The 24132-nt window shown below is 65.3% G+C and carries 22 protein-coding genes and 1 tRNA gene; 11 read left to right on the forward strand and 12 right to left on the reverse strand.

Annotation, left to right across the window (positions count from 1 at the left end; genetic code table 11):
- Positions 1 to 281 precede the first annotated feature (281 nt).
- Entirely contained in the window at positions 282 to 665 is a 384-nt protein-coding gene (locus tag LZ519_RS10375; RefSeq protein WP_249868596.1) for an acyl-CoA thioesterase, read from the forward strand.
- Here the strand turns inward: LZ519_RS10375 and LZ519_RS10380 are convergent.
- The 4 genes from LZ519_RS10380 to lgt are packed head-to-tail and all read right to left on the reverse strand — an operon-like array spanning position 662 to position 4630.
- A complete protein-coding gene (locus LZ519_RS10380) occupies positions 662 to 1972 on the reverse strand; it encodes a cystathionine gamma-synthase family protein (protein WP_249868597.1) in 1311 nt (436 codons plus the stop codon). The two genes, LZ519_RS10375 and LZ519_RS10380, sit on opposite strands and share 4 nt — an antisense overlap.
- A gap of 47 nt (positions 1973 to 2019) precedes the next feature.
- Positions 2020 to 2781: a peptidoglycan editing factor PgeF gene (pgeF, locus tag LZ519_RS10385; RefSeq protein WP_249868598.1), complete on the reverse strand. Its 762-nt coding sequence runs from the start codon at positions 2779 to 2781 to the stop codon at positions 2020 to 2022.
- On the reverse strand, positions 2778 to 3755 hold the full coding sequence (locus LZ519_RS10390; RefSeq protein WP_249868599.1) for a class I SAM-dependent methyltransferase: 978 nt from the start codon (positions 3753 to 3755) through the stop codon (positions 2778 to 2780). Before LZ519_RS10390 ends, pgeF begins: the two co-directional genes overlap by 4 nt.
- A complete protein-coding gene (lgt, locus tag LZ519_RS10395; RefSeq protein WP_249868600.1) occupies positions 3752 to 4630 on the reverse strand; it encodes a prolipoprotein diacylglyceryl transferase in 879 nt (292 codons plus the stop codon). The genes LZ519_RS10390 and lgt overlap by 4 nt, the downstream gene beginning before the upstream one ends.
- Before the next feature lie 70 nt (positions 4631 to 4700).
- Between lgt and LZ519_RS10400 the strand changes: the two genes are divergently transcribed.
- Genes LZ519_RS10400 through LZ519_RS10415 form a run of 4 tightly spaced genes read left to right on the forward strand, consistent with a single transcriptional unit; the run spans position 4701 to position 8356 of the window.
- Positions 4701 to 6344: a class I adenylate-forming enzyme family protein gene (locus LZ519_RS10400; protein WP_249868601.1), complete on the forward strand. Its 1644-nt coding sequence runs from the start codon at positions 4701 to 4703 to the stop codon at positions 6342 to 6344.
- On the forward strand, positions 6341 to 7357 hold the full coding sequence (gene hemH / locus LZ519_RS10405; RefSeq protein WP_249868602.1) for a ferrochelatase: 1017 nt from the start codon (positions 6341 to 6343) through the stop codon (positions 7355 to 7357). Before LZ519_RS10400 ends, hemH begins: the two co-directional genes overlap by 4 nt.
- A 31-nt stretch (positions 7358 to 7388) precedes the next feature.
- Positions 7389 to 8111, forward strand: a complete 723-nt coding sequence (gene phbB, locus LZ519_RS10410; RefSeq protein ID WP_249868603.1) for an acetoacetyl-CoA reductase — start codon at positions 7389 to 7391, stop codon at positions 8109 to 8111.
- Entirely contained in the window at positions 8111 to 8356 is a 246-nt protein-coding gene (locus tag LZ519_RS10415; protein WP_249868604.1) for a ribbon-helix-helix domain-containing protein, read from the forward strand. Before phbB ends, LZ519_RS10415 begins: the two co-directional genes overlap by 1 nt.
- Here LZ519_RS10415 and LZ519_RS10420 read toward each other — a convergent pair.
- Both LZ519_RS10420 and LZ519_RS10425 read right to left on the reverse strand, forming a co-directional pair.
- The gene (locus tag LZ519_RS10420; RefSeq protein ID WP_249868605.1) at positions 8342 to 12961 is read right to left on the reverse strand and encodes an NAD-glutamate dehydrogenase; all 4620 of its coding nucleotides are present in this window, start codon (positions 12959 to 12961) and stop codon (positions 8342 to 8344) included. The two genes, LZ519_RS10415 and LZ519_RS10420, sit on opposite strands and share 15 nt — an antisense overlap.
- Before the next feature lie 102 nt (positions 12962 to 13063).
- The gene (locus tag LZ519_RS10425) at positions 13064 to 14404 is read right to left on the reverse strand and encodes a PAS domain-containing protein (protein WP_249868606.1); all 1341 of its coding nucleotides are present in this window, start codon (positions 14402 to 14404) and stop codon (positions 13064 to 13066) included.
- Between the two features lie 171 nt (positions 14405 to 14575).
- On the opposite strand from LZ519_RS10425, the gene LZ519_RS10430 reads away from it, so the two are divergent.
- Positions 14576 to 14648: transfer RNA gene (locus LZ519_RS10430), tRNA-Thr, on the forward strand.
- A gap of 64 nt (positions 14649 to 14712) precedes the next feature.
- The gene (locus LZ519_RS10435; protein ID WP_249868607.1) at positions 14713 to 15663 is read left to right on the forward strand and encodes a ketopantoate reductase family protein; all 951 of its coding nucleotides are present in this window, start codon (positions 14713 to 14715) and stop codon (positions 15661 to 15663) included.
- Here the strand turns inward: LZ519_RS10435 and fahA are convergent.
- On the reverse strand, positions 15660 to 16943 hold the full coding sequence (fahA, locus tag LZ519_RS10440; RefSeq protein ID WP_249868608.1) for a fumarylacetoacetase: 1284 nt from the start codon (positions 16941 to 16943) through the stop codon (positions 15660 to 15662). The two genes, LZ519_RS10435 and fahA, sit on opposite strands and share 4 nt — an antisense overlap.
- Before the next feature lie 209 nt (positions 16944 to 17152).
- On the opposite strand from fahA, the gene LZ519_RS10445 reads away from it, so the two are divergent.
- On the forward strand, positions 17153 to 17755 hold the full coding sequence (locus LZ519_RS10445) for a group I truncated hemoglobin (protein ID WP_249868609.1): 603 nt from the start codon (positions 17153 to 17155) through the stop codon (positions 17753 to 17755).
- On the opposite strand, the gene hmgA is transcribed toward LZ519_RS10445, so the two are convergent.
- Positions 17752 to 19038 carry a homogentisate 1,2-dioxygenase gene (gene hmgA, locus LZ519_RS10450; protein WP_249868610.1) on the reverse strand — a complete coding sequence of 429 codons (1287 nt, stop codon included), beginning with the start codon at positions 19036 to 19038 and terminating at the stop codon, positions 17752 to 17754. The genes LZ519_RS10445 and hmgA overlap by 4 nt on opposite strands.
- Before the next feature lie 137 nt (positions 19039 to 19175).
- Positions 19176 to 19379, reverse strand: coding sequence for a hypothetical protein (locus tag LZ519_RS10455; protein WP_249868611.1), 204 nt, complete (start codon positions 19377 to 19379; stop codon positions 19176 to 19178).
- 107 nt (positions 19380 to 19486) lie between these two features.
- On the opposite strand from LZ519_RS10455, the gene LZ519_RS10460 reads away from it, so the two are divergent.
- Together LZ519_RS10460 and LZ519_RS10465 are read left to right on the forward strand one after the other, a co-directional pair.
- The gene (locus LZ519_RS10460; protein WP_249868612.1) at positions 19487 to 20092 is read left to right on the forward strand and encodes a hypothetical protein; all 606 of its coding nucleotides are present in this window, start codon (positions 19487 to 19489) and stop codon (positions 20090 to 20092) included.
- 44 nt (positions 20093 to 20136) lie between these two features.
- Positions 20137 to 20400: a DUF2171 domain-containing protein gene (locus LZ519_RS10465; protein WP_249868613.1), complete on the forward strand. Its 264-nt coding sequence runs from the start codon at positions 20137 to 20139 to the stop codon at positions 20398 to 20400.
- A gap of 7 nt (positions 20401 to 20407) precedes the next feature.
- Here the strand turns inward: LZ519_RS10465 and LZ519_RS10470 are convergent, their stop codons facing one another.
- From LZ519_RS10470 to ubiG, 3 genes are all read right to left on the reverse strand, one after another.
- Positions 20408 to 20575: a hypothetical protein gene (locus LZ519_RS10470; RefSeq protein ID WP_249868614.1), complete on the reverse strand. Its 168-nt coding sequence runs from the start codon at positions 20573 to 20575 to the stop codon at positions 20408 to 20410.
- Positions 20576 to 20657: 82 nt separating this feature from the next.
- The gene (locus LZ519_RS10475) at positions 20658 to 22010 is read right to left on the reverse strand and encodes a pectate lyase family protein (RefSeq protein WP_249868615.1); all 1353 of its coding nucleotides are present in this window, start codon (positions 22008 to 22010) and stop codon (positions 20658 to 20660) included.
- Positions 22011 to 22051: 41 nt separating this feature from the next.
- Positions 22052 to 22777, reverse strand: a complete 726-nt coding sequence (gene ubiG, locus LZ519_RS10480) for a bifunctional 2-polyprenyl-6-hydroxyphenol methylase/3-demethylubiquinol 3-O-methyltransferase UbiG (protein WP_249868616.1) — start codon at positions 22775 to 22777, stop codon at positions 22052 to 22054.
- Positions 22778 to 22834: 57 nt separating this feature from the next.
- Between ubiG and lysA the strand changes: the two genes are divergently transcribed.
- Complete coding sequence (gene lysA / locus LZ519_RS10485; protein ID WP_249868617.1) at positions 22835 to 24121, forward strand: diaminopimelate decarboxylase; 1287 nt, start codon at positions 22835 to 22837, stop codon at positions 24119 to 24121.
- Positions 24122 to 24132 lie beyond the last annotated feature (11 nt).

A 24132-nucleotide genomic window follows, 5' to 3' on the forward strand; every position in this document is an offset into this window, starting at 1 on the left:
CACGATGTCTCGGCTTGGTGGCTGACATGAAGTCAGTGCCATAGCCAGAACGGCGAGCGATGCTGCGCGACTGAGCCGACCCATCGTCAAACGCTACGGCAAACACGCAGCGCTTGAATAGATGTCCGTTTTCCACCCAAAGTTGCCGTGACTGCTTTCGACGCCGAGCGGGGCTGGGCGGTCGAGGATTGGGGGCGTTAGCCTCCAAATCGGGAAATAGCTGCGCCAACCCCTTGTAACGGCTGCGGTCAGGGCCGATTGTCGAGCCGAGGAGGCTGCAAATGTTTCGCCACGACATCAGTGTCGCCGAACAGGACATCGACACCATGGGGCACGTCAACAATTCCGTGTACCTTCGGTGGGTTCAGGACGCGGTCGTCCATTACTGGCAGAGCATGGCCCCAGCCGAGGCCGTCGCCAAGCACCTCTGGGTCGCGCTCAAGCATGAGATCACCTATCGCAAGCCGACCTTCCTGAACGACCGGGTCGTCGCCGAAGTGATCGCCGAAAAGGTGCACGGCGCGCGGAGCTTTTTCACCACAGTCGTGAAGCGCGGCGAAGAGGTTCTTGCCGAGGTGCGGAGCTCGTGGTGTTGCCTCGACGCGGTAACGATGCGTCCGACGCGGCTAGGCCAGGACGTGGTCGCCCGCTTCCTTACGGACTAGACCGCTTCGAGAGCGTTCGCGAAGTCGGCGATGAGGTCGTCGGCATTCTCGACGCCGATGGAGATCCGCACCAGGTTCGGAGTGATCCCAAGCGCGGCCTTGCGGTCGTCGGGCACCGACAGGTGGGTCATCGCAGCCGGAGCGCTGGCGAGGGTCTCGGTGCCGCCAAGGCTGACCGCGAGATGCGCGATCTGCAGGGAGTCGAGGAAGGCGAACGCCTCCTTCTCTCCGCCCTTCAGGTAGAGGGAGAAGGTGGATCCGGCGCCGGTGCAGTGGCGGTTGTAGATGTCGGCCTGGCGCGACCCCTCTTCGAGGAAGCCGAGGTAGCCGACCTTCTCGACCTTGGGATGATCGCGGAGGAAGGCGCAGACTTTTTCGGCATTCCTTCCCGCCTTCTCCATCCTGAGCTCGAGAGTTTCGAGACTGCGCAGTAGCATCCAGGCGGTGTTGGGGTCGCAAATGGTGCCGATCGTGTTGCGCATGCTGCGCACCTGGTTGATCAGGTCCTTGCGGCCGACGAGCCCGCCGGCGACGAGATCGCTGTGCCCGCCGGCATATTTGGTCAGGCTGTAGATGCTTAGGTCAGCGCCTTGCGCGAGCGGCTTCGCCCACAACGGCCCCAGGAAGGTGTTGTCCATCGCGATCGGCGGCAGTTCGTCCGGCTTGAAAGCCGCCTTCCGCGCTGCGGCGACGGCTTCCACGTCGACAAGCTGGTTGGTCGGGTTCGCCGGGCTTTCGAGATAGATGAGCGCGACCCGGCCCATGGTCTTAGCGCGCTCGATGGTCGCGTCGATCTCCTCGCGCGTCGAGCCTGAGGGGAAGTCGACCCACGACACGCCGAACTGGCTGAGGATCTTGGCGATCAAAGTCTCGGTCGCCGCGTAGAGCGGGCCGGAGTGGACGACGACATCGCCGGGGCGGACGAAGGTGAGCAGGAGCGTCGCGATTGCCGACATTCCGCTGGAGAAGGACAAAGCGTCGTCGGCGTCCTCCCACAGGCTCAGGCGATCTTCGAGGATCTCCTGGTTCGGGCCGTTGAAGCGGGAGTAAATCAGGCCCTCCGCGCCGCCGGGGCGCTTGCCGGTCACGCCTTCAAAGAAGCGCTTGCCCGCGGCCGCATTCTCGAAAACAAAGGTGGAGGTGAGGAAGATGGGCGGTTTCAGCGAGCCTTCGCTGAGCTCCGGGTCGAACCCGTAGCCCATCATCAGGGTCGAGGGGCTGAGCTGGTGATTGCCGATCTTGGTCGGCGATTGCTTGGGCCGGCGCTTCTGCGTTCCGCTAAGCTCGTTTTCGTTTTCGTTCGTCATCGCCGGGCCCTAGCCGATGATTGGGTCGGCCGGAAAGGGAGATGCGGTCAGGCAAGCCCGATGAGGCTGATCTGGCGCCCGTAATCGGGCTCGCGGTTGTGGGTCGCGCGTCGGTAGCTGAAGAAACGGTCCGCATCGGCATAGGTGTCGAGGCCGAGCGGCTCGACGGAAGCGAGTCCTGCGGCGGCGAGGCGCGAGGCGACGTACGCTTCGAGGTCGAAGTGCGGCCGCTGACCGGCGACGGTCGCGAAGAAGCGGTCGTTGGTTTCGTCGGCTTCGACGAAGCGCTGGCGGAAGGCTTCGTCCACCTCGTAGCTGGCCTGACCGATGCACGGACCGATGGCCGCGGCGATGCGCTCGCGCCTTGCGCCGAGGCTTTCCATCGCGGCGATTGCAGAGTCGGTCACTCCGGCAAGCGCTCCGCGCCAGCCTGCGTGCGCTGCCCCTACGACGCCCGCTTCAGCGTCGGCGAGCAGAACCGGCGCGCAGTCGGCGGTGAGGATTCCGAGAAGGATTCCAGGCCTGTCGGTCGCCATTGCGTCGGCCTTCGGCCGCTGGTCGTGCGGCCAGGGAGACTGAACGACCACGGCGTCGCCGGAATGGACCTGGTAGACCGTCGCCAGCTGGGCGGCGGGAAGCACCGCCTCGACCGCGCGCTTCCGGTTCTCGGCGATTGCCTCAGGCTGGTCCGTGCTGCCCGTGCCGACGTTCAGACCAGCGACTATGCCCGTCGAGACGCCGCCTCTCCGGCCAAGGAAGCCGTGCGGCGTACCTGCGAGCACATTCGTGCGGATCACCTCGACGCTCATTCGAGCCCCGCCGGAGACGGCCAGTCGGGCGAGTGGATCGCCAGCACCTTGAACAAATCGCCCATCCCGCCCGGGGCCGTCAGACGTGTCCGCGCGGCCCCAATCTCCTCGGCACGGTGGGGATGGGCGGCGGCGAGCGCCTCGGCTCGTGCCGATATGCCGAGACGCTCGAGCCACTGGCGCTGGGTGACGAGCCGGGTGACTTTCGCTCCGGCGTCCACGGCGGCCTTCGCTACGGCCTCGAAATCGACATGGGCGGTCAAATCCTGTTCTCCCGGCTTGTCGAGAACCGGAGCGTAGCGATGGCCGCGGACCGCCTGAAGGGTGTCGCCGGGCGCGCTGCGTTCATGTCCGTAATCGATGATGAGCGCCGCGCCGCCGTTGCTGATGAGGCGCTTAGCGATTTCGGCCACGGCCTCGCCGCGCGCCGGCGACTGCTCGACGATCGTCCCGTCGCGGTCGAAGGCCAGCCCGCCGGCGGCCGCGGTCACCTTGCGCTCGATCCCGTCGACCAGCTGGCGGACCGGGAGCGCGTCGAGGAATTCATTAGCTACGACCAGCATCGGCGAGTTGGGCAGGGTCGATAGATCGTCGTGCCAGGTCGCTCCGGGAACCGCCTCCGCCTGGGCGCCGCGTAGGATCGGGCTCGTCTCGACCAAATGGACCGGCGGATCGAGGCCCGCGGACCGAAGCACGCGCAGCGCATCCGCTGCTAACGTCCCTCTGCCAGGCCCGAGCTCGATGTAGATTACATCCTCAGGCTTCTCGGCGGCTGCCCAGCAGGCGGCGAGGCACGCGCCGATGAGCTCGCCGAACATCTGGCTGATTTCCGGCGCCGTCGTGAAGTCGCCACGGGTGCCGAGCGGATCGCGGGTCGCATAATAATAAGCGTTGCACGCGTGCATGAAGGCTTCGACCGTGATGGGACCTTCGGAAAGGATCTGGTCCCGGAGCGCCCGCTCCAGCGGGGTCAAGAGACGCTCGCGGTCCCGAGGGTCGGTTCGACGCGCACCCGGCGGGCCTTGGCGGTCCACATCAGCCAGATTCCGCCGAAGATCAGCGGCAGCGACAGCCACTGGCCCATGTGTAGGCCGGTTGCATGAGCGAAGCCGGTGAGCTGAGGGTCGGGCTCGCGGACGAATTCCACCAGGAAGCGGAAAACTCCGTAGAAGAAGCCGAAAGCGCCGACGAGCTTGCCCGGCTCGTAGCGGGCCTGCGTCTTCCAGAACATCCACGCAAGGATCGCGAACAGGACGGCCCCCTCGAGCAGCGCTTCGTAGAGCTGGCTCGGGTGCCGCGGGGGGCCGAGGACGGTCATTCCCGCGACCACTTCGGGAAAACGGATTGCCCAAGGGACGTTGGTCGGCGCTCCCCACAGCTCGTGGTTCACGAAATTGGCGAGGCGGCCGAAGAACAGGCCGATGGGCGCGACGCAGGCGACATAATCGTGGATCCTGAGCGCCGGCAGCTTCTGCTTCCAGCTGAGGTAGAGGATTCCGAGCACTGTGCCGACGAGGCCGCCGTGGAACGACATGCCCCCGTCCCACAGCTTGAGCGCCTCGATCGGGTGCTGGGCGTAGAAGGGCAGGTTGTAGAACAGCACGTAGCCGAGGCGGCCGCCGAGGATGATCCCGAGCGCCGCGTAGAAGACCAGATCGTCGGCGTGACGCCGCGCCATCGGGGCGCCCGGCTGCTTGAGAAGCTTGAGAAGATACCAATAGCCGAGGAAGATGCCCGCGAGGTACGCAAGGCTGTACCAGCGGAGGTCAAAGAAGCCGAGGTGAAGCGCGACCGGCGACAGGTGAAGGTCGGTCCAGGCGATCGCATTGGATTGGTCGGTCGTCGGCAAGGCTCTTCCTTTTCGGTCCGCGTCTCATAAGGTGCCGTACGGCAAAGGCAAACGGCGGCGGGTGTGTTGAATGGCGAGTGATCTCGATCGGAAATTCGACGAGACCCTTGCTGCCGTCACCGGACCCGGCGGTCGGATTCAGGTCGAACTCGACGCGCAGGGCAGGCCGTTCGTCGCCAACTTTCCCGGCACGTTACCGGCCCTATTCCGCACCTTTTGCGGTCTCAACGCGCAGACCGAGGCCGTGGTCGCGGGCAGCGAGCGGCTGACGTTCGCCGAGCTGAACAGCTTGTCGGAAAGACTGGCGCGGGCGCTTGCCGCAAGGGGAATTTCGAAGGGCGATCGGATCGCGATCGCCATGCGCAACTGCCCTACGTGGATCGTCTCCTACATGGCGGCGCTCAAGGCCGGCGCCGTTGCGACGCTTCTCAATGGCTGGTGGCAATCGGACGAGATGGCGCATGCGCTGGACCTCACGAAGCCGGCGCTGGCGCTCGCGGACTCGACGAGAGCAGCGCGAATCTCCGCCGCAAACGTCATTTCGATCGATGTCGACCTGCCGATCGAGCAAGCGTTGGCTCCATTGCTGGAGGCCGGAGAATCGGACCTCCCGGACATCGCTCCCGACGACGAGGCCACGATCCTGTTCACGTCTGGCTCGACCGGCGAATCCAAGGGCGCGCTGTCGACCCATCGGGCCGTCACGACGGGCGTCTACACCTATGCGTCACATCTCCTCACCCTGCTGTCGATTCTGGAGAGCGAGGGGCGGCCGCCGCCGAACCCGCCGCGCACGCTGCTCAGCGTTCCTTTGTTCCACGTCACCGGCGAAGTTCCGGTCCTTTTGAACAGCTTCGTCATCGGCCGCGGCATGGTGCTGATGTCCAAATGGGATGCCGGCGAGGCGCTCCGGCTGATCGAGAAGGAGAAGGTCACCTATTTCGTCGGGGTGCCGACGATGAGCCTCGAGCTGATGACGCATCCCGACCACGACAAATACGACCTGTCCTCGCTGACGGATATCGCCGCCGGCGGTGCGCCGCGCCCCATCCGCCACGTTGAGCGGTTGCAAAAGGCTTTCGGTTGGGCGCAGCCGGCGCTCGGCTACGGCCTCACCGAAACCAACGCTGTCGGCTGCAGCAATTTCTGGTCGAGCTACGCGGAGAAGCCGGCGTCCACCGGGCGGGCGCAGAAGCCGTTCGTCGAGATCGCCATCCTCGGCCCGAACGACGCACACCTCGCGACAGGGGAGCGGGGCGAGATCGCAATTCGCTCGGCGGCCAACATGAAATGCTATTGGCAGAATCCCGATGCGACGAAGGAGATCTTCACCGCCGATGGCTTCGTCCGGTCCGGCGACATCGGCTATCTCGACGAGGACGGCTACCTCTTCATCGTCGACCGCAAGAAGGAGATCATCATCCGCGGCGGCGAGAACATCTCCACCGCCGAGGTAGAGGCCGCCTGCTATGCCTGCCCCGATGTTGCCGAAGCCGCCGTTTTCGGAGCGCCGGACGAGCGGCTGGGCGAAGTCCCTGTGGCGGTGATCCGTGCCCGCAACGCGCTCGACGCGGAGTCGCTGCGCGACTTCCTTCACGCGACGATTGCCGCCTTCAAGATCCCCGCTCGCTTCATCTTCGTCGACGAGCCGCTGCCGAAGCTCGGGACCGGCAAGGTCGATCGCATTGCGCTGAAGGCGCTTTACGGCCGTTGACGATCAAGTCCGCGCCGCCGAATCACCCGAAGGTCGAGCATGGCCGGATCGGCGTCCTGCTGATCAACCTCGGCACCCCCGACGCTCCGGAACCGGGCGCAGTGCGGCGGTATCTCGCCGAATTCCTGACGGACCCGAGAGTGATCGAAATCCCGCAATGGCTATGGCGGCCAATCCTTCACGGCGTCGTGCTCCGCACCCGGCCGAAGAAGTCCGCTCATGCCTATCGCCAGGTGTGGAGCGAAGAGGGCTCGCCGCTCGCTGCGATCACCAGGCGTCAGGCGGTGGCGCTGCAAAAGCGCCTTGGCGCGGACGTGAGGGTCGACTTTGCGATGCGCTACGGCAACCCGGGAATCGAGGCCGCCGTCGAGAAGATGGTGAAGGCAGGCTGCGACCGAATTTTCGCGGCGCCGCTCTACCCGCAATATTGCGCGGCCACGACTGCAAGCGCGCTCGATGCGCTGTTCGCGGCGGTCGCATCCATGCGGCGACAGCCGGCGCTTCGCACCTTGCCGCCGTACCACGATGACCCTCTCTACCTCGGTGCGCTTCGCACCAGCATCGAGCGGCAGTTGAAGGCGCTCGATTTCGAGCCCCAGCGGCTCCTTTTGAGCTTCCACGGAATGCCCAAGCGGACACTGGAGCTTGGTGACCCCTATCACTGCCATTGCCAGAAGACGGCCCGGCTGCTCGACGAGCAGCTATCGATCCCGACCGATATCGCCTTCCAGTCGCGTTTCGGGCGAGCGAAATGGCTGGAGCCTGCGACGGACACGACGCTCGCAGCTTATCCGTCGAAAGGAGTCACCCGGATAGCAATCGCCGCTCCGGGCTTCTCCGCCGATTGCGTCGAAACGCTGGAGGAGCTGGAGATCCGCGGCCGCGAGACCTTTGTCGCCGCGGGCGGCGAGCGCTTTGCCCGGCTCGATTGCCTCAACGATTCGCCCGAGGGCATGGAGATGCTCGAAGAGCTCGTCCGCCGCGAACTTGAAGGCTGGCTCCCAGCCGCCTAAGCGCCGCAGCCGCAGCAACGGGAGATCAGCAATGGCTCGGGTGGCGATCGTCACTGGGGGAACGCGCGGCATCGGCGAGGCGATCAGCATCGCTTTGAGGGACATGGGCCTGACCGTCGCGGCCAATTATATGGGCAATGACGAGCGGGCCAAGGCATTCACCGACCGCACCGGAATCCGCTCCTACAAGTGGGACGTGTCGGACTTTGAGGCGTGCCAGCAGGGCGTTTGCCAGGTGGAATCGGACCTCGGCCCGGTCGACGTGCTGGTCAACAATGCCGGAATCACCCGCGATGCGACGATGAAGCGGATGGACCACCAGAAATGGCAGGACGTCATCGACACCAATCTCGGCGGCTGCTTCAACATGGCCAAAGCGGTGTTCGAGGGCATGACCGGCCGCGGCTACGGCCGGGTCGTCAACATTGGGTCGATCAACGGCCAGGCAGGCCAGTACGGCCAGGTCAATTATGCCGCCGCCAAGTCCGGAATCCACGGCTTCACCAAGGCTCTTGCCCAGGAAGGAGCCAAGTTCGGGGTGACGGTGAACGCGATCGCTCCGGGATATATCGACACCGACATGGTCGCGGCCGTCCCCGACGAGGTGCTTCAGAAGATCGTCGCCCGAATTCCCGTCGGCCGGCTCGGCCGCGCTGACGAGATCGCGCGCGGAGTCGCTTTCCTTTGCGACGACAATGCCGGCTTCGTCACCGGCTCGACTTTGTCGATCAACGGCGGGCAGCACATGTATTGATGGGGGCCGCTCCGCCTCCATCGCCGCCGAAGAAGCGGTCCGTCACGATCGCCGGCCATGAGACGTCAATCGCGCTCGAGCCGATCTTCTGGACCGCGCTGGAAAAGGCGGCCGCCGACGCTGACCTGCCGCTCAATGCGCTGGTTGCGCGAATCGATGCGCAGCGGCTCGAGGCATCGCCGCCGGCGAACCTCGCCTCGGCGATCCGGCAATGGCTCTACGCGCGGACGCTAGCGGGCGAGTAGGATCCGCGCCTGGCTCGCGATCTGGGCAAGCATCGTTGCGCTGACCGACCCCTCGCGCCGGGCGCGATTGATCAACTCGCGGAACTGCTCGATCCGCGCCTCTTGCTTCTCGACCCACTGCTCGACTCCGGCGACGGGATCCTTGCCGCGGGCGCGGCCCAGGAAGTCGATTCGAAGCTGCTCGAAGTCGCGAGCGAGGCCGGCGGTGAGCAACCGTTCCCACTGATCGCGAGGGGTTGCGCGGGCGAGCTGTTGCTGGGCCCAGTCGAGACCGAGCGCTTCGCCAAGCCGGGTGTAGGCGATGGTCAGCTCGAGTTCGTCGAGGCCCTTGCGCGCGGCTAACGCGGCGATTCCGAACACCCCGTCCAGCTCGTAGAGGCGGACCAGCCCGCGGACGATCTCCTCGCTGGCGCCGAGCGCCAGAAGGTGGTCGCGGCGAGCGGCCGCTTCGTTGCGGACTTCGGAACGGATCAGCTTCGTCGCCGCAGCCCCGATCTTGCGAACGCCGGGCTCGAGCAGCTTGCACAAGGCGCTGACGCTCATCTCCCCGCCGGCAGCGCGGAGAAGGTCGGACAAATGGGCGTGGACGCTACGGGCGGCGATCCCGAACAGCTCGATCCGGACATTCTCCGGAAGCACGCAATGCTCCATCTGCTCCCACAGCTTGTCGACGTCGAGAAGCCGCTCGGCGATCAGGAAGGCGACGACGACCTGACCGAGCGAGGCGCCTTCCTCCTCGGTCATGTCGAGGGCGACGACGGGGCCGAGGCGGTTGACCATCCGGTTGGCGACGCGGGTGGCGATGATTTCGTCGCGAAGCGCGTGGGCCCTGATCGCAGCCGCGTGGGTGGTCCGCATCGCCTTGGGAAACGCCGCAAACAGCTCCGGCTCGAGAAGTTTTTCCTTCGACAGCTTCAGCGGCTCTGCCGCGCTTTGAAGCGCGATCTTGGACATCGACAGGACGACTGCCAGCTCTGGCCGAGTCAAGCCGCGATTGTCCTGGGCGCGCCGAAGGAGCTCGTCGCTTGAGCCGAGACCTTCGACCTTGCGGTCGAGGCGGCCCGACGCTTCGAGTAGCTCGATCGTCCGCACATGGCCTGGAAGCGACCGCGCCCCGCCGCTGTGCGCGATCGACAGCGCAAGCGATTGGAGCCGGTTGTCCTCGAGCACCATGTCAGCGACTTCGTCGGTCATCTTTACCAGGAGCGCGTTGCGCTTGGCGAAGGTGAGCTGCCCGTCCCGCATTTCGCGGTTGAGCGGGATCTTGATGTTCACTTCCTTGTCGGAACAGTCGACGCCCGCGCTATTGTCGATGAAGTCGGTGTTTATCCGCCCGCCGTTGGTCGCGAATTCGATCCGCCCCGCCTGGGTCACTCCGAGGTTTGCGCCTTCGCCAATCACTTTCGCGCGCACTTCTTCGCCGTCAGCTCGGATCGCGTCGTTGGCAGGGTCACCGACCTCGCCGTTCGGCTGCGTCGAGGCCTTCACATAGGTGCCGATCCCGCCGAACCAGAGAAGGTCGACCGGCGCCTTGAGGATCGCGTTCATCAGAGTCGCCGGATCGACCGTTGCCGCCTCGATCCCAAGCGCAGTGCGCGCCTGCTTCGACAGCTGGATCGACTTCTGCGTGCGCGGGAAAACGCCTCCACCGGTTGAGATCTTCGACCGGTCGTAATCGTCCCAGCTCGACCGCGGCAGCTCGAACAACCGCTTGCGCTCGTTCCAGCTCGACTTTGGATTGGGGTCGGGATCGATGAAGATGTGGCGGTGGTCGAACGCTGCAACGAGCTTGATCGCCTTGCTCAGCAGCATTCCGTTGCCGAACACGTCGCCGGACATGTCGCCGACGCCGGTGACGGTCACCGGGTCGGTCTGAACGTCTACCCCCATCTCCAGGAAGTGCCGCTGGACAGAGATCCAGGCGCCGCGCGCGGTGATCCCCATCGCCTTGTGGTCGTATCCGTGCGAGCCGCCGCTCGCGAAGGCGTCGCCGAGCCAGAATCCGCGGTCGAGCGCGATTTTGTTGGCGAGGTCCGAGAAGCTGGCCGTGCCCTTGTCGGCGGCCACCACGAAATAGGGGTCATCCTTATCGCGGATAACCACCTGGTCGGGGTGAACCACCTTGTCGTTGACGATATTGTCGGTGATCGACAGCAAAGCGCGGATGAAGATGCTGTAGCTGGCCGTACCCTCGGCGAGCCAGCTGTCCCGCTCGCTCGGCGGAGGAAGCATCTTGGCGTAGAAGCCGCCCTTGGCGCCGGTCGGAACGATGACCGAATTCTTGACCAGCTGAGCCTTCATCAGGCCCAGAATTTCCGTACGGAAATCGTCGCGCCGATCCGACCAGCGGATTCCGCCGCGAGCGATCGGCCCGCCGCGAAGGTGGATACCCTCAACGCGTGGCGAATAGACCCAGATTTCGCGCCACGGCACCGGAGCGGGAAGTCCGGGCACGAGGCTCGAGTTCAGCTTGAACGCGATCGCTTCGTCAGCGGCGGGCGAGAATGCATTGGTGCGGACGATCGATTCGATCAGCGACCGGGTCCTTCGAAGGATTCGGTCGTCGTCGATCGAGCGCACCTTCGCGAGCGCATCGTCGAACTTTTCCCGGCACCTTTCGATCTCGGACTCGCGGCCACGGACGGAGGGGTCGTGCATCGCCCGGAACAGCGCCACCAGCGCCTGGGTCGCGTCCGGCGCTCGCCGAAGAGCCTCGGCGATCGTCAAAAGGCCGAAAGCGCTTCCGGTCTGGCGAGCGTAGCGGAACCATGCGCGGATCCAGACGACCGCAGTCGGATCCAGCCCGGCAAACAGGACGAGCTGGTTGAACTCGTCATCCTCGGCCGCGCCGCCAAGGACGCAGGCGATCGCGTGCTCGATCATGTCCGCGCGCTGCAGGATCGGGTCGATGTCGTCGACGCCGGGAAGCTCGAGCCGGAAATCATGGACGTAGCCGATTGTCCCGCCCGCGAGCGCGGTCGGCATTTCCTCAAGCACACGGAATCCGAAATTCTCGAGCACCGGCACGGCTTCGGACAACGGTATCAGGTCACCCCGACGATAGGTCTTGAGCTCCAGCTCGTTCTCGCGTCGCTCCGAGCGGCACAGGCGGACCCCACGCTCGTCCGCGCTTGCCAACTGCGCCAGGCTGAGGATGTCGGACGCGGCCTCCTCTGGGCTGGTGCGCGAGCGATAGCTGTCCGGAAAGGCCGGGATGTAGGTCAGCGCAAGGCGCGTCGCGCGGGGCGCCCCGGCAGCGGCGATCAGCGCAGTCTCGACCGCCGGGCTCCAGCCGCGCACCATCTCGACCAGCGCGGAATCGAGCTCGTCGGTATTCGGAAGCTGGGCGGACGGATCGATCGGGAAGGTGAAGCGGATGAGCGCGAGGTCACCTTCGCCGAGCTCGATCGACCAGCTGCTGATCGGCGCCTCGATCTCCTGCTCCAGCATCTGCCCGATCGCTTTTCGGCGGGCGGTGCTCAACTCGTCGCGGGGAAGCCAGACGAACGCATAAAGGTGACGGCGAAGAGCGCCCGGAAGAAGGGCGAGCTTCGGCCTCGGGCGATCGGCCAGGCTCATCGCGATCAGCGCGGCCTCGCGGACCTCTTCCTCGTTGAACGAGATCAGGAGGTCGTGCGGGAGGGTGGAAACGACGTGCGAAAGCGCCTTTCCGGCGTGGCTGGACGGCGCGAAGCCAAGCTCCTTGTCCAGCTTCGCAAGCCGCTCGCGAAGAACCGGCACATGCTGAGCTGATGTGCGGAGGGCTTCGCTCGTCCACAGGCCGGCGTGGACGGACAGCGTTCCGTCGGGCAGCCGCACCATCACAACGTCGAGCGGAACCCGGCGATGGACCGGCGAGATCCGGTCCGCCTTGAGGATCAGCACGCTCCGGCCGTCGCTGCACAGGTGATTGACGGCGGCTTCGGCCGCGCTCTTCTCCCACAGGGCCGTCTCGTTGCGGAGGATGCCAAGAGCGTCCTGGAGCTGGCCGTCGGTTCCGACATTCGCGTGGCCGAGCAGGGTGAAATTGTTGTCGGCAAGGAAGCGTAGAAGCGCCGCGCTCTCGCTGTTCCTCTTCTCAAGGCTGTCGGCGTCGGACTTCATCCGAGCGAGCATCGCCTTCCAGTCGGCGACGGCGGCGCGGACGTCGTCGAGGACCTGCTTGAGTTGCCGGACTAGGTCCTGGCGACCGCGGGCGTCGGCGCGGTCGAGCTCGATGTAGATGATCGACTCCGGGCTGCCTTCGCCGACCTTCTCGATGCGGCCGTGCTTGTCGCGGGTGACCTTGACGATCGGGTGGAGAAGCCGGTGGATGGCCAGGTCGCGGGCCGCGATGGCACCGGCGATACTGTCGACCAGGAACGGCATGTCCTCATTGATCGTGACAAGCCGCATGCGGCGCCTTCCGGCCTCTCCGCCGGTCGATTCGACGTCGATCGCAGTCGTCCTCGGCGGCCTTACAGCGGCGGCCGACGCGATGAATTCGGCGGCATTACGCTGTTGTTCGCGATCGAAGCCCTCGGTTTCGCCCGGGAGGGCGTTCGTGGTCAGGGCATCGCGAATGGATTCGACCAGCGTTTTCGGCAGGCGCTGCTGGGCCGTCATTTTAGGTAGTTGCTCCGACACAGGTCTGGATGGCCGCGGGCTATAGCCGCGCGGTTGCGACGGGGACAAGGACGGACGGCTGCTTTTTTTGGAAAGTAGGGTTCAGGCGCCGACGCGGCGAATGGCGCGCTCGACGAGGGCGGCATCCTCGACGACCGCTACGGCTTCGTGAACGCCCGCGCTCGAACGGCGGGTCAGCACAAGAGCGAACTCTTCGTCGCTGGCGATGGAATCGAGGGCCAGGGGGCGTGCGGTACGAAGCTGCTCGCGCGCCTTTTCGGTCTTGGTGTCGGCTTTTGGCTCAGGGCGGCGAGCCTGACGCTCCGCGGCGACCAGCGCTTTGAGTCCGCCGGCCTGCGCCCGGATGAACTCGAGGAAGCCGCCGAATTCGACCTGCTGGCGCTCGGCGTGGGAGAGGGCCGCGGCATATTCGGTCAGCCGCGCCTTGTCGTAGTCGATTCCGAAGACGAGCTTCACGACCGGGGTCATCGGAGCGCGCGCCTGCGCCTTGACCCCGGATTCCTCGAGCAGCTCGGCATAATCCTCAGGATCTGCCTTCGAAGCCAAAGCAAAGTCGTAGGCGCTGGAAAGCGCCTGGTACAAAGCCTCGCGGCTCCGGCCGTCTGCTTCCTTGACCGCATCGGCATGTTCGCGAGCGGCGCAGAGCCGATCGGCGAGGCCTGCATTCTCATCGATCTCCAGGCTGATCTCGAAGTCCGGCGCGGCTTGGTGAATCTCCGGCACCATCTGGACCTCGACCTCGTCGGTGAGCTCCAGCGGCTGTTCTTCAGGCGCCGGCGCCGCAGCGGCTTCGATTTCCGGCTGGACTGTCTCGGTGAGCTCTAGAGGTTCCTCGTCCAGCTCCGCGGGTTCGACCGGTGCAAGCACGGCGTCCGGCGGCGCAACGCCTGCCTGGGCCGTGTGATCGACCTTCTTCCAGTTGATCACGCCATAGATGAAATCGATCGTGTCGCCGTCCGACGAGAAGGGCATCAGTATGCCGCGATAGAAGATGGTTTCGCCGCGCTGGTTCTCGAATTCGGCTTCGAAGCCGACCGGCGCTCGGTTGGCGATGATCTGCAGGTAGTGGTCCGTAAGCCGCGACAGGAGGGAGCGGCTGGGCACGTCGGCGATCGTTTTCACTTCCTCGTCGAGCCCGCATTCCTGACGGATCGCGGCGCCAACATAGGGGGTCGCGGGCTCATCCCCGCCGCTGGTGAAGTCGAGAAGGACGCTGTTTGGGGCGAAGTCCGAAAGGTCGCCGGGTTCGAGGTCCTCTATGGACGGAAAATCCCGCCCGTCGAGAAGGGACACCCAATAGTTGTACGCGCGAACGTGCATCCGACGCTCGTCGTTGCCGATCTGGACAACGCGCGATTCCTGCGTCGCTGAAGCATCGTCCGAGGAGTCGAACTCGCTCGGAAAATCGCGGTAACTGTCCATTGGTGAGGCCCACTCCCCTCGAACTCAAGGAACGGAATGACGGACAGCCCTTACCAAAGCGTTAACCCTGTTCGTTCAGCCCATCGGCGGAAGACTTGCGCTTGCCCCTTCCAATCCCGACTGTTAGTGGCGCTGCGCCGTGCGGGTTTACCCCCGCTGCTTTCGCGAAAAGCCGCTTTAGCTCAGCTGGTAGAGCACATCATTCGTAATGATGGGGTCGTGGGTTCGAGTCCCCCAAGCGGCACCGCGTTGCACACGGCGAATGCCGGGAGCATGAGCGGCCTCGTGGCAGTCACAAACGAGTCCAGATGAGGGTCTGCGTCGTCGGAGCGGGCGCCATCGGCGGATGGGTTGCAGCCGAGTTCGCGCTTGCAGGCCTCGACGTCAGCATCGTGGCGCGCGGCGAAACGCTCCGAACGATCGACAGCGAAGGCCTTCGGCTGACCGAGGGCGGCAACGACCATTGCGTTGCGGTCGCGACGGCGGAAAATCCCAAAGACCTTGGTGAGCAGGATCTCGTCGTCATCGCCGTGAAGGCTCCGGCGTTGGCGGGTATCGCGCCGAGCCTGGGGAACCTGATCGGCGACGACACGCTGGTGCTTCCCATGCTCAACGGAGTGCCCTGGTGGTTCACCGACGAGCCTCTGTGGTCGGTCGATCCGGACTGCGTAATCACCGACGCTCTTCCGATCGGGAGGATCATCGGCTGCGCGGTCGATGCGAGCTGCCACCGCCAGGCGCCCAACCATGTCCATGTCGCCCACGCCGACAGGCTGACCATCGGAGAGCCGGCAGGCGGTACAAGCGATCGCGTCGAGCGCCTTCGCTCGCATATCGCGGACACCGGAATCCCCTGCGAGGTCAGCGATAACGTTCGCAAGGCGATCTGGTACAAATTATGGGGCAATGCGACGGTCAATCCGCTGTCGGCGCTGACCCGTTCAACCGCGGATAGGCTGATCGAGGATGAGGCCATCCACGGCCTGATAATCGAGGCGATGGACGAGCTTGCCGCGGTCGGCGCGGCGATCGGCTGTCCGATCAGCGAGACGTCCGAGCAGCGGATGGCGGTCACCGAGCGGCTGGGGGCGTTCAAGACGTCGATGCTCCAGGACGTGGAGGCCGGCCGCCCGATCGAGCTCGATGCGCTTCTTGGAGCGCCCAGGGAGATTGCGCGGCGGGTCAATGTGCCGACGCCGCAGCTCGACCGGATTTATGCGATGACGCGGCTGTTCGCCGAGAACAGCGGCCTTCTCTAGGCCGTTCCGACTACCCGCCCGGAGCATTCGCCGAAACCGATCCGGACCGCATCCTGGGCCTCGCACCACGCGCGCAAGGTCACTTCATCGCCGTCTTCAAGGAAGGTTCGGCTTTCTCCCGATGGCAGCTCGATGGGCTGCTTTCCCCCGCGGCTGATCTCGAGCAGCGATCCGAGGCCGCTGTCGCTGTCGGTCGACAGGGTGCCGGTGCCGATGAGGTCGCCGGGCTGGAGGTTGCAGCCGTTGGATGCGTGATGAGTGACGATCTGGGCTGCGCTCCAGTACATCGCCGCCGACGCAGTTCCGCGTGAGAGAACGTGCGGCGCGCTGCCTTCCTGCCGCATCTTGTCGGTGGCGAGCGTGACCTCCAGCTGGATCTCGAACGCCGTGTCACCCTCGCTCCGCAAATATGGGAGCGGCTCCGGGTCGGCCGCCGCTCGCTGCGGCATCGGGGTTCGGAACGGCGCCAGCGCGTCGCTGGTGACAATCCACGGCGAAACGCTGGTCAAGAAGTTCTTGGCTAGGAACGGGCCCAGAGGCTGATATTCCCATGCCTGGATGTCACGAGCCGACCAGTCGTTTAGAAGGCACCATCCGGCGATATGCTGCTCGGCTTCGCCGATCGGGATGGGCTCGCCCAGGCGATTGCCCCGGCCCACCCAAAGGCCGAGCTCCAGCTCGTAATCGAGGCGCCGGCTCGGCCCGTATTCGGGAGCTTCGGCCTCGGGCGGCTTGCGCTGGCCGTTGGGGCGGATGACGTCCTCGCCGGACACGCGGACCGAGCTTGCCCGCCCGTGATAGCCGATGGGCACATATTTGTAGTTGGGAAGCAGCGGATTGTCGGGGCGGAACTGCTTGCCGACGTTCGTCGCGTGATGGATGCCCACGTAGAAGTCGGTGTAGTCGCCGACGAGGCAGGGAACATGCATCCTGACCTCGCTCTGTCCGATCAGCTGCGGCTCGATGTCGTTCCGGTACCGTTGGTCCGTGAGAAGCTCGACGAGGCGTTTTCGGAGCGCGCGCTGGGAGTCGTGGCCCCGAGCGAGCCAGCCATTGAGCACAGGCTGCGCGAAGTCGCCGCGCCAGCCTTCGTCGAGAAAATCGGAGATGCCGTTCAGGTCGAGGATGTAGTCGCCGATTGCTACTCCGGGGCGGCGGCGGCCCTTGGCTTCGGAGAAGATGCCCAGCGGCAGGTTCTGGACCGGGAAATCGCTTCCGGGCGCTGCGCTCTCGACCCAGCTGACCAGCGAGGGATCGTGCGTATCGTCAATGTCAGTCATCTTGCGTTGCGACCTCGCCGCTTTCCGAAGGCCGACCCGATAGACCGCTAACGCGCACCGCTCAAACTTGGGCGGCGCGACATTCCGCAGCGGGAACCTTCGCCCCTTGCGGGCATCTATGCTGCGGATCGGCCTTTCGAGCGCGGCTGGGGCTGGCACGCGCGTGAAGCAACCGGGTCGATCTCCCAAAACGGGATGGAGGCCCCACCATGACTGATCAACGCGAAATCCGGCCGGTCGAAACTGCCGCAGAGCTGTCGAGCACCCGCCGCGAACTCTTCTTGAACGGTGCGGCGCTATTCTCGGCGATGGCGGTCGCCGGCTCGTTCGCTGCGCCTGCCAATGCCGAAGGGCAAAAGGCTGCGCCGCCCGCCTCGGCGCCTTTGTACGAGCGGCTTGGCGGAATTTTCACAATCGCCGCCGTTGTCGATTATTTCAGCGACGAAGTGGTCAAGGATCCGGTGGCCGGCGCGCACTCGAAGAACCCGCAGCTTCGCGAATGGCACACCAAGCAGCTCGGCCGACTGCCGGGGCTGAAGTTCATGCGGACGCTTTGGGTCGCGAACATTTCCGGCGGACCGTTCCAGTACACGCCGACGCGGCCGGGGAGCACGAACCTTGGCCTCGAGAATGCGCACGAGAATCTGCGGATCTCGCCGATTGAGTTCGACGCGGTCGCCGGAGTCCTGTCGCGCTCGCTCGATCATTTCTCCGTGCCCGCGCGCGAGAAGGGCGAGGTGCTCGGCGCCTTCGCAGCCCACAAGGATGAGGTCACCAAGGGCTGGAGGGACGCTCAGGGCAACCGCGGCTAGCGCGGGAGCTTCGCCTTCGGGAAGCCGGCCCACGCTTGGTCATAATCGTCCTGCGCGCGATCGAGCGCGAAGCGCGTCGGGCGATAGGGCCAGCAGGTTTCGACCATGAACGCCATCGTGCCGGCGATCTTCGTCGGCTCGAGAGCGGCCTCGCTCGCCTTTTGCCAGCTTTCGAGGTCGGGCCCGTGCCCGCTCATGATGTTGTGGAGCGACAGTCCTCCGGGCGCGAAGCCTTCGGCCTTGGCGTCATAGGCGCCGTGGATCAGGCCCATCGCTTCGCTCATCAGGTTGCGGTGGAACCAGGGCGGCCTGAATGTGTCCTCGGCAACCATCCAGCGCGGCGGAAAGATGACAAAGTCAGCGTTGGCTCGACCGGGCACGTTGCTCGGGCTGGTGAGAACGGTGAAGATCGACGGATCGGGATGGTCGAAGCTGACCGTGTTGATGACGTTGAAGCGGGAGAGGTCGTAGCGCCACGGTGCGTAATTGCCGTGCCAAGCGACGACGTCGAGCGGCGAATGGTCGAGGGTCGTCGTCCACAAATGGCCGAGCGATTTCTGGACCACCTCGGTCGGATGGTCGGAATCCTCGAACCATGCCGCCGGGGCCTCGAAGTCGCGCGGGTTCGCGAGGCCGTTGGAGCCGATTGGCCCGAGCTCCGGCAGGCGGAAGGGGGCGCCGTAATTTTCCGCCACATAGCCGCGAGCGTCACCCTCCACCTCGACCCGGAACTTCACCCCGCGCGGCACGAGGCCAACTTTGCCGGGCTCGAGCTCCAGCAGCCCGAGCTCAGTCACCAGCCGAAGCGCGCCCTGCTGCGGAATGACGAGCAGTTCGCCGTCGGAGTCGACGAATACGCGCCGCTCCATTGTCTTCGATGCGCGATAGAGGTGGACCGCCACGCCTTCGAGGTCGGAAGGGTCGCGGGTGGTGAGCATCGTCACCAGCCCGTCGACGAAGTCCGTGCCTTCGGGCAGGTCTGCCGGCGGGTCCCAGCGGAGCCGATTGGGCGCAAGCGGCGCTTCGTCTGCGCTAGCTGCGAACAGCGGAGCGCCGTCGTAACGAGCGAACGGGCGATGGTCGGCGGTCGGCCGCATCCTGTACAGCCAGCTCCGCCGGTTCTCGCTTCGGGGCATGGTGAAGGCGCTGCCCGACAGCTGCTCGGCGTAAAGGCCGAACGGGGGTTTCTGCGGCGAATTACGGCCCTTCGGGAGAGCTCCTTCGATCGCTTCGGTTTCGAAATGGCCGCCGAAACCGCTCATGTAACGAGGCTGGTCGCTCATGGACGCGGCGTACCGACTCCGGCGCGCTCACGCAAACGGGCGCAGCGCCATCGAAGGAGCTGCGCCCGTCGCGCGCGGGACTCGCCTTCCGCGCGCATGCGGCGTGGACAGCTGCAAGCAGCCGTCCGGCCTTTTCGTCAGGACTGGTTTACGTTGACGTCGATCGAGTTGGGGACGTTGATGTTGGTGCTATCGCCGCCGAGCCCCAGCTGAGCGCGGAAGACCCACAGAAGCACCAGAACGACGATGATCAGGAGGACGACGGCAAGGACTCCTCCGCCTCCGCCGCCACCGTCGCGTTCGACGATCGTGGTATGTTCGGTATCGCGGTCGTCAGCCATGTCGGACTCCCTGTTGGCCTGTTTAGGTTGCGTAACGAACGATTCCGTTTCCGCGCGGTTCCAAGCCGATCATGCGGAACATTCCTGCGTGGCTGCGTTGGGCGCCTATGGGAAAAGTGAAGCGGAAGAACTGGATACGCGTGCCGGTCGGAAGCATCGTCGTCGTTGCAGCGATCGCCGCGTGCAGTTCGCAGGCTCCGCGGTCCCAGGAGTCAAACCTTTCGAACGCAGTGACGGTGAACGAAACGGCCGCTTCGGCTGCCCCCTCCGAAGGCGGAGCGCCGCAGGTGCCGCCGGCTCCAGGCACTGCCGCAGGGCTTCCGGACGACCGCACCCCGCTGTCTGAGCCACAGGGACCGATCGATCCCAAGAGTGCCGAGGCGGCGGGCCAGGTCGTCCAACATTACGGTGCGCTGATCGAACAAAAAAGGTTCGACGAAGCCGCTCCGCTTTGGAGCGATATCAAGGCCGGAAAAACGTTCGGTGACCGTTTTCGAGCGTTTCGCGAAATTCACGTCCAGGTTGGCAAGCCAGCGGACATGGAAGGGGCGGCGGGCTCAATCTACATCACGGTCCCCGTCGTCCTGTACGGGGCGACTTCGGGCGGCTCGCCGTTCAACTGTCGCGGGGACGCGACGCTTCGCCGCGTCAACGACGTTCCCGGTTCGACCGAGCGGCAACGACAGTGGCACATCTCGACCATCGAGTGCTAAAAACCGACTCGCGACGGGCAAGCCTTCCACAAAGGAGAAATGCAATGAGCAGCCGCTTCGACGAGATTCGTGAGCACATGCAGATCATCGACGCCGAAGGAGCGCCAGTCGGCAAGGTCGACAAGATCGACGGAGACCGGATCAAGCTCACCCGCGACAGCTCCGGGATGGGTAGCCATGAGGGCCACCACCATTACATTCCGCGCGGTCTCGTTGCGGACATCGAGGGTGATACCGTTCGCCTGTCGGCCCGTGCGGACGCGCTCGAGGCGATCTTCGAGACCGAAGAGGGCGGCGAAGCGGCCTGAGCCTTCGCTAAAAACCGGCTGAGTTCGCGACTTTCGCGGCTTCCTCCGCCGTAACCGGCTGCCCGGTCGCGTCGGTGAGGCCGCTTTCGTTGGCGCTCGTGTTGGCGGCAGCGTCGTTTCCGCCGGCGAAATCGACCGCGAACCAGATGATTCCCGCGGCCCAGAGCAGGGCCATCCACCGGCTCCTGAAGACAGAACTCGTGCGCATCGGAATCATTGCCGGAGTGTCGCCGTTCGCGGTTAAGATCCTGTTGCCGTCACCTCGCCATCGCCGGCGCTGCGAGGGCGTTCAGCCATTCTTCGAGGTTGGTGTAGCCATCACGGTCCTTGTCGCGGACGCCGTCGGACGCGCTGGCGGGGTTGAGGCCGTGCTGGCGTTCCCAGGAATCGGGCATCCCGTCGCCGTCGCGGTCGGCCCACGGCGTCCCGCGGTGGAGCTGGGGCCAGCCCCCGACCTGGTCCTGGCTATCGATGAGGCCTCCGCCGCGGTTGCGGACGCTCCCGATAACCCTTCGGTCGACCGAATCCCGGACCAGCGAGGCGCCGGCGTGCGCAAGCACGCGCTCATAGGCCGAAGCGGCAGGATCGCGGCTCACGGCGGCGGCGGGGGCCGGTCCGGTGAGGCGCATCGATCGTGATTCCGCGCCGAGCACCCTGGTCCACTGATCCGCGGGGATGATTCCGTCGATGCTGTTGCGCGCGAACCAGCCGCGCGAAGTTGGCACCCCTTTCTGGCTGAAGAAGTTCGGGTTCTGGGTGGCCGGGCCGGTCAGGTAGGCGTTGTCGACGAAGTTGAACGAAACCAATCCGGGACCGCCGCTATATCCCGCCTGGTGGCCGCCCCAATCGTAGAAGACGTTGGAGCGGAAATCGAAGAAGGCTCCGGCCGGGTCCTTCGGCGGGGGTACGGAATTGCCGAGTCGCGGCGAGCGCCCGCCGTGGTGAGCCCACAAATTGTGGTGGAAGCTCAGCCGGGCCCCCATCCCGACATTGAGCAACGATCCGTAGCAGTGCCAGCCTTCCGGATTCACCGACCGACATAGCGATTCTGAAATCACCGACCACTGCACCGTCACGTCGCGCAAGTCGGAGCGTGGCCTGTTGTAGGTAGCGCTTGCCGACAGGGTTTCGTCCGTGCCCCAGCTGGCCGACACGTGATCGAGGATGATGCGGCTGCCGTTGGTCAACCAGATGGCGTCGCTGACAGACTTTGATTCGTCGCCGAGGCGAACGCGGATGAAGCGGACAACCACATCGTCGGCGGCGATTCCGAGCACGTGATCGCGCAGGGTGATCCCGCCGCCCGGCGCGGTTTGCCCGGCAATCGTTAGTCGCCCGTTGCGGACTCTCAGCGGCTTGGCGAGACGGATGGTGCCGCCGACGTCGAACACGATCGTTCGGGGGCCGGTGGCTTCGACTGCGGCTCGAAGCGAGCCCGGACCGCTGTCATTAAGGTTGGTGACATGGATCGCACGCCCGCCGCGTCCGCCGAGCGAGAAGGCGCCTGCGCCCTCTGCGCTGGGGAACGCCGGTACCTGCCCGGCCGCCGGCTGGCTGCATGCCGCCGCGGCGAATGCCGCTGCCAATGCGATGGAAAAATGAAACTTCATCCGGGGATCCTGACAGCGCACGAACAACGCCGGCTGAACGATCAGGCGTGGATCGCGGTGACGAGATAATTCAGGCGAATGTCGTCGCTCAGGTGAAGGCCGCGGGTCGGCGACCATGCGATTCCCTCGACGTCGATGCACTTCAGACTCGCTTCGGCAAGCAGGAGCTTCATCCGGTCGGGCCCGATGAACTTGTCGAAGTCGTGGGTGCCTTTGGGAATTGCTCCGAACGCTTCGGCAGCACCGACCATGAGCAGCCTCGACAAGGCGGTCTGGTTGGGAGTCGACAAAATGAGAAGCCCGCCGGGAGCCAGTCGCGCGGCGAGCGCGCGAATGAATGCCGCCGGTTCCGCGACATGCTCGACGACCTCCAGCGAGGTGACGAGATCGAACGCCCCCGTAAGCTCTTCAACCGCTGCGACTCGATAGTCGATGTCGAGTCCCTGGCCGCGCGCGTGAAGCTCGGCGGCGGCGATCAGCCCTGGCGCAGCATCGACTGCGGTGACCTTCGCTCCAAGCCTCGCGAGCGGTTCGGCAAGAAGCCCAGCGCCGCAACCGACGTCCAACGCGCTCTTGCCTGTGAGCGGCTTGAGGCTGCACTCGTCGAGCGACCAATGCTGGTCCACTTGGTCGCGGATGTAGGCGAGGCGCACCGGGTTGAGCTTGTGCAGCATCGCCGAGGCGCCGTCGGGATCCCACCAGTCGCCGGCGAGCGCTGCGAAACGCTCCACCTCGTCGGCAACGATGCTCGATCCTGTCTCGACCATAAGGCCTCCTTGCCCCCAACGCTTGCAAAGTAAAAGCGACGCGTGCGTTGAGGCAGGGTGGATGATTTCCGGATCAGGGACGGCGAGCTTCATTGCGAGGAGGTTTCGCTCGCCGAAATCGCCGCCGCGGTGGGAACGCCGGTCTATGTCTATTCGACATACGCCATGTGCCGGAACGCGGCTGGCCTGGCGGATGCGCTGGAGGGCGTCGACAATCCGCTGATTGCTTATGCGGTGAAGGCCAACTCCAACGCGGCGGTCGTGGCGACGCTGGCGGCGGCCGGGCTCGGCGCGGACGTGGTGTCGGGAGGCGAGTATCGCCGTTCACGCGCTGCAGGCGTGGCGCCTGACAAGATCGTCTTTTCAGGCGTCGGCAAGACCGAGGCGGAGATGGCCCTCGCGCTTTCGGGCGGGCTGTTCCAGTTCAACGTGGAATCCTTCGAGGAAGCCGAGACTCTGTCGACGGTCGCGACTCAGATGGGGCTGACCGCTCCCATCGCCTTTCGAGTGAACCCTGCCGTGGGTGCAGGCGGTCATGCGAAGATCACCACCGGCGCCGCCGAGAACAAGTTCGGAATCCCGATCGGTGACGCTGCCGAAATCTATGCCGGCGCGGCCAAGCTTCCCGGCCTCAACATCCAGGGCGTTGCGGTCCACATCGGAAGCCAGCTAGCAAGCCTTGAGCCGCTCGAGGAAGCGTTCGCCAAGATCGGCGAATTGATCGCGCAGCTTCGGTCGAACGGCCACCTGATCGCCACCGCCGATCTCGGCGGGGGACTGGGCGTTCCCTACAACCCGGACCTACCGCCGCCGCCAAAGCCGGAGGACTATGCTGCGATGGTAAGGCGCGCCACCAGCGGCTGGGACGCTCGCCTGCTCTTTGAGCCCGGCCGCCTGATCGTCGCTAGCGCCGGCGTCCTGCTGTCGCGGGTGATCCGTGTGAAGCCGGGGGCCGAACATCCTTTCGTCATCGTCGATGCGGCGATGAACGACCTCATGCGTCCGGCGCTGTACGAAGCGTGGCACAAGATCGATGCGGTGCGGCCGAACGCCGAGACCTGGACGGCGAACGTCGTCGGCCCGGTTTGCGAGACCGGCGACACGTTCGCGACTGCCCGAAGCATGGACAAGGTGGGGGCGGGCGACCTCGTCGTTTTCCGGACCGCGGGGGCTTATGCCGCGACCATGTCGAGCACCTACAATTCGCGGCCGCTGACGCCCGAAGTACTGGTTCACGGCGACCGGTGGGCTGTGGTCAGGCCTCGGGTGGACGTAGAGGCGATGATTGCCGCGGATTCCATTCCTGACTGGGTCACCGGTTGCACGGCGGGCGACAGCAGCTAAGAGCGCCAACG

It is taken from the genome of Sphingomonas anseongensis (genome assembly GCF_023516495.1).
In the GTDB taxonomy this organism is placed as follows: Bacteria; Pseudomonadota; Alphaproteobacteria; order Sphingomonadales; family Sphingomonadaceae; genus Sphingomicrobium; species Sphingomicrobium anseongensis.

Coding starts and splice junctions, on each gene's coding strand:
- LZ519_RS10375 (WP_249868596.1), top strand. CDS start 282: ATGTTTCGCCACGACATCAGTGTCGCCGAACAGGACATCGACACCATG.
- LZ519_RS10380 (WP_249868597.1), bottom strand. CDS start 1,972: ATGACGAACGAAAACGAAAACGAGCTTAGCGGAACGCAGAAGCGCCGG.
- pgeF (WP_249868598.1), bottom strand. CDS start 2,781: ATGAGCGTCGAGGTGATCCGCACGAATGTGCTCGCAGGTACGCCGCAC.
- LZ519_RS10400 (WP_249868601.1), top strand. CDS start 4,701: ATGGCGAGTGATCTCGATCGGAAATTCGACGAGACCCTTGCTGCCGTC.
- phbB (WP_249868603.1), top strand. CDS start 7,389: ATGGCTCGGGTGGCGATCGTCACTGGGGGAACGCGCGGCATCGGCGAG.
- LZ519_RS10415 (WP_249868604.1), top strand. CDS start 8,111: ATGGGGGCCGCTCCGCCTCCATCGCCGCCGAAGAAGCGGTCCGTCACG.
- LZ519_RS10420 (WP_249868605.1), bottom strand. CDS start 12,961: ATGACGGCCCAGCAGCGCCTGCCGAAAACGCTGGTCGAATCCATTCGC.
- LZ519_RS10425 (WP_249868606.1), bottom strand. CDS start 14,404: ATGGACAGTTACCGCGATTTTCCGAGCGAGTTCGACTCCTCGGACGAT.
- LZ519_RS10435 (WP_249868607.1), top strand. CDS start 14,713: ATGAGGGTCTGCGTCGTCGGAGCGGGCGCCATCGGCGGATGGGTTGCA.
- fahA (WP_249868608.1), bottom strand. CDS start 16,943: ATGACTGACATTGACGATACGCACGATCCCTCGCTGGTCAGCTGGGTC.
- LZ519_RS10445 (WP_249868609.1), top strand. CDS start 17,153: ATGACTGATCAACGCGAAATCCGGCCGGTCGAAACTGCCGCAGAGCTG.
- hmgA (WP_249868610.1), bottom strand. CDS start 19,038: ATGAGCGACCAGCCTCGTTACATGAGCGGTTTCGGCGGCCATTTCGAA.
- LZ519_RS10455 (WP_249868611.1), bottom strand. CDS start 19,379: ATGGCTGACGACCGCGATACCGAACATACCACGATCGTCGAACGCGAC.
- LZ519_RS10460 (WP_249868612.1), top strand. CDS start 19,487: ATGGGAAAAGTGAAGCGGAAGAACTGGATACGCGTGCCGGTCGGAAGC.
- LZ519_RS10465 (WP_249868613.1), top strand. CDS start 20,137: ATGAGCAGCCGCTTCGACGAGATTCGTGAGCACATGCAGATCATCGAC.
- LZ519_RS10470 (WP_249868614.1), bottom strand. CDS start 20,575: ATGGCCCTGCTCTGGGCCGCGGGAATCATCTGGTTCGCGGTCGATTTC.
- LZ519_RS10475 (WP_249868615.1), bottom strand. CDS start 22,010: ATGAAGTTTCATTTTTCCATCGCATTGGCAGCGGCATTCGCCGCGGCG.
- ubiG (WP_249868616.1), bottom strand. CDS start 22,777: ATGGTCGAGACAGGATCGAGCATCGTTGCCGACGAGGTGGAGCGTTTC.